This window comes from Aequorivita xiaoshiensis (assembly GCF_022008395.1).
GTDB lineage: Bacteria > Bacteroidota > Bacteroidia > Flavobacteriales > Flavobacteriaceae > Aequorivita > Aequorivita xiaoshiensis.
On sequence record NZ_JAIRBB010000015.1, the window covers coordinates 19,560 to 34,513 of the forward strand.

Here is a 14,954-nt window from a genome sequence, read left to right on the forward strand (position 1 = left end):
TTTTATATTTCACGCACTAAAAAACGTTTATAATTTTAAGAAATAATTGTATGTTAGTCTTTTTTTTAATTGCAATTAGATGAAACATAAATTTTGTTTAGTTGCTTGTATACCAAAATATGAATACAACTAACGAAACTACTACAGAAAAAAAAGGATTTGTAACCAAACTACTAGATTCAGTTGAGCGAATAGGAAATAAACTTCCCGATCCTGCCATTTTATTTTTTGTCTTAATGCTCTTAATATGGGTGCTGTCGGCTATCTTTTCCACTTTAGAATTTTCAGAAATCGATCCTTCTACAGGATCTGCAATTCAAATTCATAACTTACTTACAAGTGCCGCCTTGGCTAAATTTCTTTCAAGTATGGTGACTGTATTTGCCAGTTTTGCACCTTTGGGGATTGTTCTTGTAGCAATGTTAGGAGTAGGAGTTGCGGAGCATTCGGGGTTTATAAATGCAGGATTAAAATCGATGCTACGAATAACGCCGAAAGCACTTTTAACCCCGATGTTGATTTTAGTTGCTATAGTTTCTCACACAGCAACCGATGCGGGATATGTATTAGTTATTCCTTTAGGGGGAATTATTTTCTATGCCGCTGGTCGTCATCCTATTGCAGGAATCGCTGCTGCTTTCGCAGGCGTATCGGGTGGATTTAGTGCAAATTTTGTCCCTTCGGGTATTGATCCATTATTACAAGGGTTCACACAATCTGCCGCCAGGATTATAGATCCTGCCATTCAGTTAAATCCATTAAATAACTGGTATTTTACCTCAGCTTCAACAATACTTATAGTTTTAATAGGCTGGTATATTACAGATAAAATAGTTGAACCACGGCTAAAAAAAGTTCCTGTAGTTGTTGAAGAAGGAGAAGAGGTTAATATGGGTTCTCTTGATAAAAGAGAGAAAAAGGCGTTTTACGCAGCTTGTCTAGCAATGATATTGGGTTTAATAGGATTGTTTTTATGGGCTTATCCTGTAGATTCAGCCCTACGTGATCCGAATGGTGAAATCACTTCCTTTTCAGCGCCATTAATGCAATCGATAGTGCCGTTAATTTTTATCATATTTTTAATTCCAGGTGTAGTATATGGAATGATGTCTAAAACTTTTAAAACAAGCAAAGATATTATTGAGAGTATGACCAAATCTATGAGTGGAATGAGTTATTATATAGTAATGGCTTTTTTCTGTGCATTGTTTATTGATGCTTTCGCTAAATCTAATCTGGGGGCTTTATTAGCATTAAAAGGAGCTTCAGGGCTTCAATCTTTAAATTTACCAGCTCAAATTACCATTGTGGGAATTATTATTCTCACAGGATTTGTAAATATATTTATCGGGTCGGCCTCAGCTAAATGGGCTCTTATCGCACCCGTAATGGTGCCTATGCTAATGCAGTTAGGAATATCGCCAGATCTAACTCAAGCTTCATATAGAGTAGGGGATTCAATATCTAATATTATCACTCCGTTAATGCCTTACTTCCCATTAGTAGTTGTTTATTGCCAGAAATATGTAAAAGGTACAGGTATTGGCACGTTAGTTTCAACTATGGTGCCGTACTCAATTGCATTCTTCATTTTCTGGACCATTTTCCTATTAGTGTATTGGGCACTAGGAATTCCTCTTGGATTACAAGCTAGCTATGAGTATATAGCATCGTAAAATTTAAATAAAAAAGCCTTCCAAATTTATGGAAGGCTTTTTTAATATGTTTAAGAACGAAATAAACTTAATTCACTTTTTCTTCACTTTGAATCTTAGAAGCTACTTTTTCTACTTCTTCCATTACACGAAGTAGGTTTTCTCCCCAAAGTTTTGCGATGTCTTCTTCGCTATAACCCCGTTTTACTAATTCTAAAGTAACATTAAAAGTTTCTGAAGCATCTCTCCAACCATAAACTCCACCGCCACCATCAAAATCCGAGCTGATTCCTACGTAATCAATTCCTAAAAGTTTTACCATATAGTCTATGTGATCTACAAAATCTTTCACATCAACTGGAGGTGCGATTGGATTAATTTCTTTTTCAATACGTGGTTTTGCAGTTGCTTGAAGTTTTCTGTATTTATCTAGATATACTTCCGCTTCCGCTTCATCTAATTCTCTAAATTCAGGCCAACTTAGAATTTTCAAATCCATTTCTTTTGCAATCTCATCCAAAATTGTTCGAGATGCGGCTTTGTGAATTGAATCTTTTTTAGAGTTGATGTAACTAGCAAAAGCTACAGCTTGAACTACACCACCATTTTCTTTTATCGCTAAAAGTTCATCATCCCAAAGATTTCTACTTACATCATTTAATGCACGAGCAGAAGAATGTGAAGCTATTACAGGGGCCTTTGAAAGCGCTAAAGTCTCTTTGTTTGAACCCGTTGATGGATGCGATACATCAATCATTATTCCTAAACGGTTAAGTTCGGCAACAGCTTCTTTTCCTAATTCGCTTAGATTGTTTTTGTAAAGCCATACATTGTCTTCCTCCCCCGTATTTGAATCTGCTAATTGATTATGTCCATTGTGAGCTAAGGATAAGTAACGTGCTCCGCGGTCGTAAAATTCTTGAAGTCTAGAAATATCCTCCCCCATAGGGTAGCCGTTTTCTATACCTATAAGAGCAACTTTTTTACCAGAGGTAGCAATACGGCGTACATCTTCAGCCGAAGTTGCAAGTTTTATTTTGTCTGAAGCGTAATCTGTAGTTAAGCGATGAATGGCATTAAATTTAGCGTCTGCATTTTCATATGCTTTTTTATAACCCTCTTTTGTCAAATCACCTTGTCCTGTATATACAATTAAAAACACTGCATCTAAACCACCTTTAGCCATTTTAGGCAAATCCACTTGAACTGGAAGTTCTTGAGTGTAGTTTTTTTCTGCGGTAAAGTTGCGAACATCAAAATCAACATGAGTGTCAATGGTAATTACATTGTCGTGAATTCTTTTTGCTTTTTCAAGTACTGTTTCAGCAGCTTTATTATCTTCTTCTTTTTTCTCTTCTTTCTTGTTTCCACAAGATCCAAGAATAAGAGATAAGGTTAAGAGTAAATAAGTAAACTTCTTCATATTTTCTAGATTTAAGGCTTGGTTGTAATTTAGTTTAAACATCGAATTTATTTCCATTTTCTTTCATTTCTCTTAAAATTGGAGAACAACGGTAGCGATCTTCGTGATATCTGTCGTAAAGCTCATCCATTTTCGCTACACACCATTCGATTCCTTTTTCATTTGCCCAAGCCAATAGCCCGTTGGGGTAATTTACTCCTTTGGTCATTGCATTATCTATGTCTTTTGCAGATGCAATATTCCAGAAAAGAGCATCGGCAGCTTCATTAATTAGCATAACCAATATTCTTTCGAAAACGAGCTCTTCAATATTCAAATCATCTTTAAACACAGGTTCAGGTTTTACGGCATTTTCTCCGTAGTTGTAGAAACCTCTACCGGTTTTTCTGCCTAAATATCCAGCTTCTGCAAAGCGTTTTTGTGTGAATGAAGGTTTGTATCGTGGGTCGTAATAAAAGGCTTCAAAGACTGTTTCTGTAACGGTGTAGTTAACATCGTTTCCTATAAAATCCATAAGTTCAAATGGCCCCATTTTAAACCCTCCATAATTTGTCATAGTCCAATCGATAGTAGCAAAATCGGCAATACCTTCTTCGTAAATTCGGAGAGCTTCTCCGTAGAAAGGTCTTGCAACACGATTAACAATAAATCCAGGTGTGTCTTTGGCTACCGCAACTGTTTTTCCCCAATCTTTAATGGTTTGTATAGAAATGTTTAAAGTTTCTTCAGATGTTTGTACCGCAGGTATAACCTCAACTAATTTCATTAATGGAGCAGGGTTGAAGAAGTGAATTCCTATACAACGCTCAGGTTTTTCTAGTGAAGATGCAATGGAAGCAATAGATAGAGAAGATGTGTTTGAAGCCAATATACAATCGTCACTTACAAACTTTTCAATCGTAGAAAACACATTTTTTTTGATGTCGAGGTTTTCAATAATTGCCTCAATGGTCATATGGGAATCTTTCAATTCCTTAAGTGTATTTACGTACTTTATATTATTTTGAATGCGCTCCTTTTCATTAGCATCGATTCGTCCCTTTTCAACCAAACGATTCATGATTTTTTCTAAATCGGCTTTAGACTTTTCCAAAGCATCGGTTTTTGTATCGTAAATTTTAACTGTGCATCCAGCTGTTGCTGCTACTTGTGCAATTCCAGCGCCCATGGTTCCTGCGCCAATTATTCCAATATTTTTAATCATTTCGTATTTTTTAGACTTTTAATACTTAACAAATCTTGATTCGAGTTTTGCTAATATTACTTTCCTTTAAATTGAGGTTTTCTTTTGTTTACAAAAGCATCTACTCCTTCAGCGTAATCATCACTTTGAGCTGCTTCAATTTGAAGTTTGCTTTCTAAATCTAATTGTTCTTCCAATGAATTTGTCATTGATTGGTTTAATAATCGCTTTGTAAGACCTAATGCTTTGGTAGGCATATTGGCTAAGGTATTAGCAATAGTATTTACTTCTTCTGAAAAGTTTTCTGAAGAAATTACTTTGTAAACCATTCCCATTTTTTCAGCGTCTAGAGCGGATATTTTATCGCCAAGCATCATTAAGGCTGAAGCTTTTTGAAATCCGATTAAACGAGGAAGGAAAAAGGTTCCTGCGCTATCTGGAATCAGCCCAATCTTACTAAAAGCCTGAATAAAACTTGCGTTTTCTGAAGCAATTACTACATCACATGCCAAAGCAATATTCGCACCGGCGCCAGCCGCCACACCATTAATAGCTCCAATAATTGGTTTTTCAATACTTCTAATTCGAGAAATAATCGGGTTGTAGTGTTCTTCAAGAATTTTTTTGAATCCGGGATTTAACTCTGGAGAAGTTACTTCTTTTAAATCTTGACCAGCACAAAATGCTTTCCCCATGCCCGTAATAACTATTGCTCTGATATCTGGATTGTTTTCGCAGGCATCCAACTCACTTTGAAGTAGGAGCGCCATTTCTCTATTAAAACTATTAAAAACTTCTGGACGGTTTAATGTAAGGTATGCTGTTTTATCTTTTATTTCTTTAATTATAGAAGCCATATTATGTGTTTATATAGTGAATTTCTGATTGAACGCCTAAAGATACTACTTTGTCGAAGTCCTTTTTAACAAAAATATAAAGAGTTGTTGAAATCTGAGAATAACTCCAAAGATAACCCTGCTATACTTCTTAAGTTTATTCAATCAAATTAAGATACCTTTCTAACTGTCAAAATTTGCTCGGCATGACCAAAAGGTCCTTTCTCGTCATGAAGTACTGCAGTTGTTAATCCAATACCATCTTGCCCATATTGTTGATCGACTTCGAGTCCGAGCCATGGGCCTAGTGGCAAGCGATATAGATGGATTTGTAAATCGACATTAGGGAACATATGAGTAAAGGGATTTTCTTGTCTAACTGCCACTCCATTCATGGTATCAACCATTCCCATTAGTTTTACAAAGGGACTTGTGGTTTCTCCTTTTACCATTTCCAATTTATTTGTAATCCAAACCTTACCTTTCCCAGGACGGCGGTCAACTGCCTTAACGTTTTTTGAAACAGATTGAATATATCCACCACTCCAAACAGACATACCTTCCCAATTAGGTAAAGTTTTGTAAGAAGGCATTGAATTATCTTCCAATCCAGCAACTTCTGAAGTATCTTCGATTATCATTCTCCAAGTGCGTGCTATAATGCAGATTCTTCCCTTAGCTTCAAAAATCGATTCAAGAAGTTCAATAGTTCTTCCAGGACGGATGCAGCGGGTGGTAATTTGAAAGTCGTCCAAATGAATCATTCCCAATATATCCAAGCTGATACGACCAATCCGCATGTCGTCCCTGGGCTGGAACTTCTCTAATTCTACACAAATAGCACCCGTAGCTGGGGCCATGTGCTGTTCGTTTTCATTCCAGGCTCCTTGGGTGTTTTTAGTAGGTCGATAGTGCGCCACTTGTGTGCCGTCTGTTTTTATTTCACGGTTGAGTAGTTCGTAATAATATCCCATAGTTTTTTTGTCAAATTTAAACAGTCTTGTATGCGAAGCTATTGAGATTATCGATTGAGAGGATTTTCATTACAGAAAAACGTCCGCTGGCTATAAGAAACAAGAATCAAGATTAAAGTATTTAAGCACTAAGGATGAAATTCCAGCCTACGAGGGAACTTACTTCAAGCATTTAAAGTAATCGAATGGCTCGTGGCAGTCGTCACATTTAAAAAGTGCTTTGCAAGCTGTAGATCCAAACTGACTCACTAGATGTGTATTTGTACTTCCGCATTGCGGACATTTAACCATTTTTTTATTTCCAAGTAAAACGTCTTTGTCGTGAGTTTCTGAAAGAGGACGCGCAATCCCGTATTCTTCCATTTTTTGTAGCCCTTCTTCAGATATCCAATCGGTGGACCAGGCAGGGGAAAGAACAAGTTCTACATCAACTTTTTTCCCAACATCCTCGAATGCTTTTTTTAAATCGTCTGAAATAACGTCCATAGCTGGACATCCAGAATAGGTAGGAGTAAGTTTTATTTTTACAACTCCGTTTACTTCTATTGCTTCACGAATAACTCCTAGTGCCAATACCGATAACACAGGAATCTCCGGATCTGAAACGGTTTTCAAAACTGGGATTAAATCTTTATCAATATTTGGACTTTCTGTCAACAATTTATTTTATGTTTTTAAAATTTCAGGATTCTAATTACTACCAACCTCTAAAGTGCTACTTTAAGTAGGAATGTAGCAATTAAAGTGAATGATATAACTACCAATTCATATTAGGGTAGGTGCGTTGCATATATTGCAATTCGGCTAAAATATAGCCCATATGCTCTGTGTGAACTCCTTCTTTTCCTCCTTTTGTAAAGTATTTATTTTCAGGTACAGTAAGAGTAGCTTCCGTTAGAAGTTCAGAAACTTCTTTGTAATATTCTTCTTTAAATGATGAAACATCAACTCCAATTCCTTCTTTAACCACTTCTTTTTCAGCCTCGGTTAAATAGAAAAGTTCATTGGTGTATCTCCAAAGATCGTCGATAGCTTCTTGCATTTTTTTATTACTCTCTTCAGTTCCATCACCCAATCGTTTTACCCAGTCTCCAGAAAAACGCTTGTGGTAGCTTACTTCTTTAATTCCCTTTTTAGCAATAGCAGCCAAGTTTTCATCAGGACTATTTTGAAGTTTCTCTATCAACATATAGTGATAAACATCAAAGAGATATTGTCTGCCTATAACAAATCCGAAATGAGTGTTGGGTTGCTCTACTAAAAGACAGTTTTTGTAATCTCTTTCAATACGTAAGAAAGCGATATCGTCTTCAGTTTTATTTTCACCTACCAATTTGGCAGCGTATTGATAATAACTTCTTGTTTGTCCGAGCAAATCCAATGAAATATTGGTAATTGCAATATCTGTTTCCAAACTTGGGCCGTGACCACAGAGCTCTCCCAATCTTTGGGCTAGAATTAGTGAATTGTCAGCAATTGTAAGGAGATATTTATATAGATTGTTCATTTTCAATTTTGATTTCAGTATTGTTTTCCCGTTACATATGCTTCACCTCATCTGGTAAATCGTAAAAAGTAGGGTGGCGGTAAACTTTATTTTGAGCAGGCTCAAACATTTCGCCATTTTCAGCAGGATTTGAAGCTGTAATGTTTTTACTTTCTACAACCCAAATGCTCACACCTTCGTTTCGACGAGTGTAAACATCACGCGCATTTTCTAAAGCCATTTCAGCATCTGCTGCGTGAAGGCTTCCGAAGTGACGGTGCTCTAATCCGTTTTTACTGCGGACAAATATTTCCCAAAGGGGCCAATTTTTTGACATAATTTTATGTGTTTGATTCAAAGTTTTTATGAATTTCAGAATTCAAGAATATAATGTCTTTACAGCTGAATTCCTAAAGCCTTGATTCTAGTTTTATATTGCTTCTTTTAATTTGTTTGCTTCTTTCTTTTCAGCATAGGCCATTGCGGCATCGCGAACCCACTCTCCATTATTCCAAGCGTTCACTCTAGCACTCATTCTTTCTTTGTTGCAAGGACCGTGACCTTTTACTACTTGCCAGAATTCTTCCCAATCAATTTCCCCAAAATCATAATGGCCTGTTTCTTCATTCCATTTCAAATCGGGATCTGGAATTGTAAGTCCTAAAATATCTGCTTGAGGTACAGTTTGATCGATAAATTGTTGGCGTAATTCGTCATTACTTTTACGCTTCAGTTTCCATTTCATCGATTGTTCGGTATGAACAGATTCTGCATCTGTAGGGCCTAACATCATTAAGCTTGGCCACCACCAGCGGTTTAATGCGTCTTGAGCCATTGCTTTTTGCTCTTCAGTGCCACGGCAAAGCGTTAACATAATTTCGTAACCTTGACGTTGGTGAAAACTTTCTTCCTTACATACACGTACCATTGCACGAGCATAAGGTCCGAATGAAGTATTACAAAGTGGCACTTGATTAATAATAGCGGCTCCATCTACTAACCAGCCAATAGCACCAATATCGGCCCAAGTGATTGTTGGGTAATTAAAAATTGAAGAATACTTCGCTTTTCCGCTATGAAGTTGATCGTATAATTCGTCGCGAGAAACTCCAAGGGTTTCACAAGCTGAATACAAATACAAGCCATGTCCAGCTTCATCTTGAACTTTTGCCAATAATGCGGCTTTTCTACGCAGGGAAGGAGCACGGGTAATCCAATTTCCTTCAGGTAGCATTCCAATAATTTCTGAATGTGCGTGTTGACTTATTTGCCTGATGTGAGTTTTTCGATATTTCTCCGGCATCCAATCTTTTGGCTCTATCTTTTCATCGCGCGCAATCCGTGCTTCAAAGATTTCTTCTAGGTTTTTTACTTCTTTTTCGCTCATAATATCTTTTTTTTTAATACCTACAATTAGCTCCGCTATATAAAAAGTGGACAGTTTGTAGGATAATTCATCATACATCAAAATCTACTTTTACCTTATCTGACGTTGGTACAGCCTGACAACTCAAAACTAAATCTTGTCCTACTTCTTTATCGCTTAACGCATAGTTTATTTTCATCTCCACATTTCCTTCTATTATTTGACACTTACAAGTACTGCAAACACCACCTTTACATGCGAAAGGTAAATCTGCCCCTGCGGCCAATGCGGCGTCAAGAATGTTGTCGAAATCCTTAGTCATCGTAAATTGGAATTCCTTTCCACCATCTACAATTGTTACTTCAACACCTTCAACGTTTTGTTTTGCTAAACGCTCAGCTCTTTTAATATCTTCTTCTGAAAGTCCTGTAACAAAAAGTTCATAATGAACTAATTCTTTTGGAAGTCCAGCTTTTATTAAGTATTCACTTACAAAATCTACCATTTTTTCAGGACCGCACAAAAACACTTCACTAGTGTCGGGTATATCGATGAAATTCTTTGTTAGAATTTCCATTTTTTCTTCGTCAAACCGACCGTTGAAAAGTTCGATATCTCTGCGTTCTTTAGTAAGGAAATAATAGATTTCTAGTCTCCCGAAATATTGATTTCGCAATTGCTCTAAAGCTTCCTTAAAGATAATAGATTTTGCAGTTCTATTCACATAAAACAACTTGCAAGTAGCATTGGATTCTAATGCTAGATGTGTTCTAATCATGGAAATAACCGGGGTGATTCCACTTCCTGCAGCAAAAAATAAATAGTTTTTCGCTTTATCAGGATTTACATCCACGCCAAACATTCCACTTGGCTCCATAACCTCAAGAGTATCTCCAGACTTTAAAGTATCTCTTACATAAGTAGAAAAAACACCACCTGGAATTGTTTTTACAGCTACTTGCCATTGGTTATCAATAGGACTTGAGCACAAACTATACGAGCGTCGTGTATCTTCCCCCTTAATATCGGCTTTTAAAGTTAAATGCTGTCCTTGGCGAAAGTTAAATTCCTGAGCCAAATTATCTGGAACGTCGAAAGTTATAACCGTACATTCATCGGTTTCTCTATAAACGTCTTGTACTTTTAATTTATGAAATCTTGCCACTTATTTTTTGATTTATGAATAGCAAAACTAACAGTTGTTAGTTATAATTGCAACTTTGATCTTTATTTACTTTCGTTTTTTAATGAATTGCGGCATACTAGAATGAGCTAGGAGCAGTAAAATGACTCTAAATGATTCATTCGTTATATACTTAAAGACCGCAATTTTAATAATTTGATGACTATTTTTCTCAGATTTAAGCAATACCATTAATTAACACAGATACCATATCTTTTTTTAAGATATTTACATCTATCTTTCCTCTTTTTTGATTCCAAATGTAAAGAGTTCTTAAACTCGAAAGGATAGAAAATAATATTACTTCAGGGTGATTAGGTTTTATCTCATTAGCTGCAATACCCTGCTTAATTATATCGCGAAAATTTTCTTCGTAATCGTCCCGCATTTTTATAAAACTCTTTAAATCTTCACCTTCTAGATGCATCCAGTCGTTATTTAAAGCGGCTAAAGCCTCGGAATAGTTGACCGTAATATCAATATGAAGCTCAATTACTTTTTCAATTTTTTCAATTGCTGAACTATTTGCGACAACTACACTTTCCATTCCAGCGGTAAATTCTTTAGCAACTTCTAGAATAATTTCTGCCAATATTTCTTGCTTGCTTTTTATATGATTGTAAAGACTCGCTGCCTTAATATCCATTGCCGCAGCAATATCACGCATAGAAATAGCATTAAAGCCTTTGTCATAAAATAGACTTGATGCAACTTCAATTATTTCATCCCTTCGGTTTTTTTGCTTCATAATCGATTGCAATTTACAAAAAAATAGACTGGTCAGGTTTTGGTTAGGTGATACAGCTAATCTACTTTTGAATTATGTAATTTAAGTTTGAACTATTCGTAATTCTGTAAACATAGTTACGACCAAGATCAATTCTTACAACTTTAGAACAATAATTATATGGGAATATTAGATTTTTTATTCGGAAATAAATCAAAAAAAATACAAGACTTTAAAAGCCGTGATGCTATCATTGTCGATGTTCGTAGTAAAGGCGAATATGATGGGGGAGCCATTCCGGGTTCTAAAAACATTCCGTTACAAAGTATCAGTTCTAATATTTCTCAGATCAAGAAATGGGACAAACCTGTAATTGTATGTTGTGCTAGTGGAATGCGAAGTGCAAGTGCTGCGGGAATTCTAAAAAATAATGGGATAGAAGTGATGAATGGTGGAGGATGGTTTAGTTTGAGTAAGAAGCTTTAAACCTTAAATAGAGAGTAGAGAATAGAGAGAAGAGTTGGCGCGTAAGGGAGTTTAATAATCGTTATTCAATTTTGATCTCAATCTCCTGTGGCTATTTTCAGTGCTCTTACGACCAGGTTTCTATTTCGATTTCCATTGAATTTTTTTCAGAGTTTGATTCGCTGTAAATCCTCTTCTTCTTCAACTATTGTTTGATTGTATTTCAAAGTCCATCCCATTGAATTGGTAAGAATGTAGATTTTCGAAAGTTCAGAAATTAATCTATTTTCAGCATTTGTTCGCAATTCTGAGGCTTCAATTTTCTTGCGTAGCGATTTCTCAACACGTTGTTTTATTTTGTTGTAATCCGAAGCTGTAAATTGATTTAAATAATCTTGAGTTACATCATAGTATTCAATATTTGGATTTATTGATAGCTCAGGCTCGGGAATACTCGTGATGACAACCGTTTTTGTCGCTTCGTTAACTTCAGATGTTATTTTGCTTAAATCGTAGGCGATGCTAGCTTTAGCATTTACTACAATCAATGCTTTTTTACGGGCATCGAATAGGCCGTACATCAAATCTCTACTAGCATTATAACTAAAAACTTGAGCGTAACTTCCTTCGGTTACAATTAGTTTTCCCACATTTTTTAATTCCTTCTCAATAAGTGCAGTATTAGCCTGCAGAGTTTCGCGATTGTCCTTTCGATCATCACAATATCGCACACTAAAAATTATAACAAAAGCAATGATAATACCGAGGAGAATGTTTCGCATAGAAATGATTTTTACAGGAAAGATATAAAAATTGGGTGTCAGTTAATAATTGTAACCTCTAGTTTAACTGAAAATTAATCATTACAAATCGTATTTAATTACAAGCATAACAATTCTTGGCATTACAAAATACTGTGAAGTTGTATTGAATTGATCGTTAAAGCTGTCGTTATTAATAGATTTCGTGTCTAAAATATTTGTTGCTTGTACAGAGAACTCCCAAGGGCTTTCACCGTGTTTGTAATATAAATTAGCATTAAAAAACGAATAACTATTTTCAATAGTTTTGGCATCGTTGGTATAGTTGTAGTAATCCCATTCCGCAAAAAAGTTGAAGTCTTTTAAAAATCGGAGGTTTACATTTGCATATGGTTTGTTGGTGAAGAATGTTTGTTCAATTCCTCCATTGTCATAATCGTTTTTAATGAAACGATAACCAACTTCAAAATTTGGAAAACTCTTAAAATTACTCAACGCACTTACATTATAATTCTGAGTAAAACTCTGACTTTCTTGAATTTCGTTATTAATGGTGTTATTTGTTTTGGTTAAGAATAATGCAGCATCCAATTTAAATTGAATTTTCTTTACTCGTTTGCTAAACCTACCAACAGCCGAAAAAGTTTCATCTGGAAAATTACTATCAAAATTAACTGGGCTACTTACTTGATTAATTCCTGCTAGTTGGGTGGTGGTTTTTATAGCATCGATCCGTCGAGTATAGCTTAAATTCCCGCCAATATTGGTGTAATTAAAAAGATTGAAGCTAAAATAAGTTAAATTATAACTATGCGATAATGAGTTTTCTAGCTCTCTATTTCCGCGGAAAAGTCTATTGTAATTGTTAAAAACGTAGGCTTGTGCGTAATTATTCACGTCGCTATATTCTGAAGTGATTGCATAGTTAAAACGTAAATTCTCACTTTTTTTAAGCTCTAAAACAATATTTACATCTGGTAAAACTATCCAGTCGTTTTGCGTTGAGGTTGTCCCTAATTGCTCGTTTTTCAAGTTGTAATTATGAAGTGTAAGCCCAGGTGTGAAAATAAACTTCCCCGATTTTAATTTATAATGAAGTCCTAAAAATACATCTGAGAAAGTATAGTTTACATCGTTATTGAAATCGTTTTCAGTAAAATTATTTTGATTTCCATTATCTAAAATTTGAAAAATATTTGAGTTAAATTTCTGATTGCTATAAGTGGTTCCAAAGGTAAAGTTGAGGTTGCTGACATTGTTCAAAACATAGTAATAATCAATTTTTGCATCGAGCTTATGACTTTTTACAGTTTTGTTTTGGTTTATGTTGAAGCGTTCCGATTGTTCTAAAGGATCGAATGTATCGGCATCACTATTAAAAGGGTCTAGTGGATTAATAGTAGTAAAAACCCCTCGAAATGGAATTGAATCCTGAACTGCTTGATAAAAAGGATCTTCATTTTGATACAAATGCTGAACTTCTGCAGCAAATATGTTTTTGTCATTTAAAGTGAAATAAGCATTCGCGTTTTGATTTATTGAGAAAGGCTTGTTTTCTTTGGCTTCAGAAATATCATTTTGATTACCCCCAACTATTGAAAGCGTAGCGTCGTCTTGCGTTTGCTTTGAAGTTTTTATTAAGGCGTCGTAATCCAACTGAAAATTTATGTTAGGTTTATAAACACTACTCAGTTTTAGCATAGCCAGTTGGTTGCGTTGGTCATTGTTTGTATTTGTATTTTCGGTAATTCCAGTAAGGATGTATTGACTGATGCTTTTATTTACAATATTCGTTTTATTATCACTTAGAATTCCAAACCCACTTATGTCTAACTTATCATTTACAGCATAACTGAAGTTTCCAGCTACAAACTTTGCGTCTATAGCCTTAGCTCTGTCGTTTTGAGAAACAGCAAAACCTAAGTCGCTATCGCTAATTCTAAAACTAGTTCCACCTCCTCGGTTAAAACTTTTAAAACCACCCGTAAAACTGAAGTAGTCGCGAAAGGTAAAAGGAACTTCTCCAATATTATTGAAATCGGTAATTAGGTTAATACTGTATTTAGGACTGTAGTAAAATAATTTTGGATGTACCAAATAACGACCACTATCTTCACCGTATTCATCAGCAATTCCTGCACCAGCAGTAACCTCTCCAAACCAGAAGTTTTTCTTTCCTTCTTTTAGTTTTACATTTATCGCTACATTATCGCGATCGTTCCCAAGGCCTCGCATTTGGTCAACTTCATTGTAATTTCGAAGTACTTCTACTTTGTCTACAGCATCGGCTGGAATGTTTTTAGTAGCTAGTTTACTATCGCCGTCAAAGAAATCTTTTCCTTCCACCATTACTTTGCTAACCGTTTTCCCTTCTACCTGAATTTCACCATCGTCATTAACCTCCACTCCGGGAAGTTTTTTCATTACATCTCCGAGCTTGCGTTCATTGCCATTTGTGAAACTATCTGCGTTGTAAACAATGGTATCACCTTTTACAGTCACAGGCATTTCGTAAACAATTTCTACATCGTCTAATTGATTTTCCTGCGGATTTAAAATGAAATTTAAATCGATATTATCAGATTCAGTGGGAACGGAGACTGTTTGTTTTTTGGTTTCATATCCTAAGAAACTTGCGGTTAAAGTGTAAGTGTTTCCTTTTGGAAGATCGAGTTGGTAACGGCCTTGATGATTTGTAATCCCATAGGACTCTGTTTCACCGGTAGTTTTAACACTAGCTATTACATTGGCAAATTCCAAGGGGTTGCCAAGACTATCTTTAATGGTTCCTTTTACTTTGATGCTTTGGGCAGAAAGAGATATGGAGAAAATTAATAAGAGAAAGAGATGGATTTTATTCATTGAAGATGTTTTTTTACCACCGAGGACACAGCG

14 protein-coding genes are annotated in these 14,954 nt (G+C 35.6%); 2 read left to right on the plus strand and 12 right to left on the minus strand.

Annotated elements, in window-relative coordinates; translation table 11 throughout:
* Nucleotides 1–119: 119 nt before the first annotated feature.
* The gene (locus K8344_RS12730) at nucleotides 120–1,676 is read left to right on the plus strand and encodes an AbgT family transporter (RefSeq protein ID WP_237609064.1); all 1,557 of its coding nucleotides are present in this window, start codon (nucleotides 120–122) and stop codon (nucleotides 1,674–1,676) included.
* 67 nt (nucleotides 1,677–1,743) lie between these two features.
* Here the strand turns inward: K8344_RS12730 and K8344_RS12735 are convergent, their stop codons facing one another.
* From K8344_RS12735 to K8344_RS12780, 10 genes are all read right to left on the minus strand, one after another.
* Complete coding sequence (locus K8344_RS12735) at nucleotides 1,744–3,078, minus strand: dipeptidase (protein WP_237609065.1); 1,335 nt, start codon at nucleotides 3,076–3,078, stop codon at nucleotides 1,744–1,746.
* Nucleotides 3,079–3,112: 34 nt separating this feature from the next.
* Nucleotides 3,113–4,282, minus strand: a complete 1,170-nt coding sequence (locus tag K8344_RS12740) for a 3-hydroxyacyl-CoA dehydrogenase NAD-binding domain-containing protein (RefSeq protein WP_237609066.1) — start codon at nucleotides 4,280–4,282, stop codon at nucleotides 3,113–3,115.
* A gap of 56 nt (nucleotides 4,283–4,338) precedes the next feature.
* The gene (locus tag K8344_RS12745; RefSeq protein ID WP_237609067.1) at nucleotides 4,339–5,118 is read right to left on the minus strand and encodes an enoyl-CoA hydratase-related protein; all 780 of its coding nucleotides are present in this window, start codon (nucleotides 5,116–5,118) and stop codon (nucleotides 4,339–4,341) included.
* A 149-nt stretch (nucleotides 5,119–5,267) separates the two neighbouring features.
* Complete coding sequence (locus K8344_RS12750) at nucleotides 5,268–6,017, minus strand: thioesterase family protein (protein ID WP_237609068.1); 750 nt, start codon at nucleotides 6,015–6,017, stop codon at nucleotides 5,268–5,270.
* A gap of 213 nt (nucleotides 6,018–6,230) precedes the next feature.
* Entirely contained in the window at nucleotides 6,231–6,731 is a 501-nt protein-coding gene (gene paaD, locus K8344_RS12755; protein ID WP_237609069.1) for a 1,2-phenylacetyl-CoA epoxidase subunit PaaD, read from the minus strand.
* 97 nt (nucleotides 6,732–6,828) lie between these two features.
* A complete protein-coding gene (paaC, locus tag K8344_RS12760) occupies nucleotides 6,829–7,578 on the minus strand; it encodes a 1,2-phenylacetyl-CoA epoxidase subunit PaaC (RefSeq protein WP_237609070.1) in 750 nt (249 codons plus the stop codon).
* Nucleotides 7,579–7,609: 31 nt separating this feature from the next.
* Complete coding sequence (paaB, locus tag K8344_RS12765) at nucleotides 7,610–7,894, minus strand: 1,2-phenylacetyl-CoA epoxidase subunit PaaB (protein ID WP_237609071.1); 285 nt, start codon at nucleotides 7,892–7,894, stop codon at nucleotides 7,610–7,612.
* Nucleotides 7,895–7,987: 93 nt separating this feature from the next.
* Nucleotides 7,988–8,944 (minus strand): 1,2-phenylacetyl-CoA epoxidase subunit PaaA, encoded by a 957-nt coding sequence (gene paaA, locus K8344_RS12770; RefSeq protein ID WP_237609072.1) that lies wholly within the window; start codon nucleotides 8,942–8,944, stop codon nucleotides 7,988–7,990.
* A 70-nt stretch (nucleotides 8,945–9,014) separates the two neighbouring features.
* Complete coding sequence (locus K8344_RS12775; protein ID WP_237609073.1) at nucleotides 9,015–10,088, minus strand: 2Fe-2S iron-sulfur cluster-binding protein; 1,074 nt, start codon at nucleotides 10,086–10,088, stop codon at nucleotides 9,015–9,017.
* A 196-nt stretch (nucleotides 10,089–10,284) separates the two neighbouring features.
* Nucleotides 10,285–10,854: a TetR/AcrR family transcriptional regulator gene (locus K8344_RS12780; RefSeq protein ID WP_237609074.1), complete on the minus strand. Its 570-nt coding sequence runs from the start codon at nucleotides 10,852–10,854 to the stop codon at nucleotides 10,285–10,287.
* Nucleotides 10,855–11,013: 159 nt separating this feature from the next.
* Between K8344_RS12780 and K8344_RS12785 the strand changes: the two genes are divergently transcribed.
* Nucleotides 11,014–11,319: a rhodanese-like domain-containing protein gene (locus tag K8344_RS12785; RefSeq protein WP_237609075.1), complete on the plus strand. Its 306-nt coding sequence runs from the start codon at nucleotides 11,014–11,016 to the stop codon at nucleotides 11,317–11,319.
* A 146-nt stretch (nucleotides 11,320–11,465) separates the two neighbouring features.
* Here the strand turns inward: K8344_RS12785 and K8344_RS12790 are convergent, their stop codons facing one another.
* Both K8344_RS12790 and K8344_RS12795 read right to left on the minus strand, forming a co-directional pair.
* Nucleotides 11,466–12,080, minus strand: a complete 615-nt coding sequence (locus K8344_RS12790; protein WP_237609076.1) for a DUF4230 domain-containing protein — start codon at nucleotides 12,078–12,080, stop codon at nucleotides 11,466–11,468.
* An 81-nt stretch (nucleotides 12,081–12,161) separates the two neighbouring features.
* Entirely contained in the window at nucleotides 12,162–14,921 is a 2,760-nt protein-coding gene (locus K8344_RS12795) for a TonB-dependent receptor (RefSeq protein WP_237609077.1), read from the minus strand.
* Nucleotides 14,922–14,954: the final 33 nt, after the last annotated feature.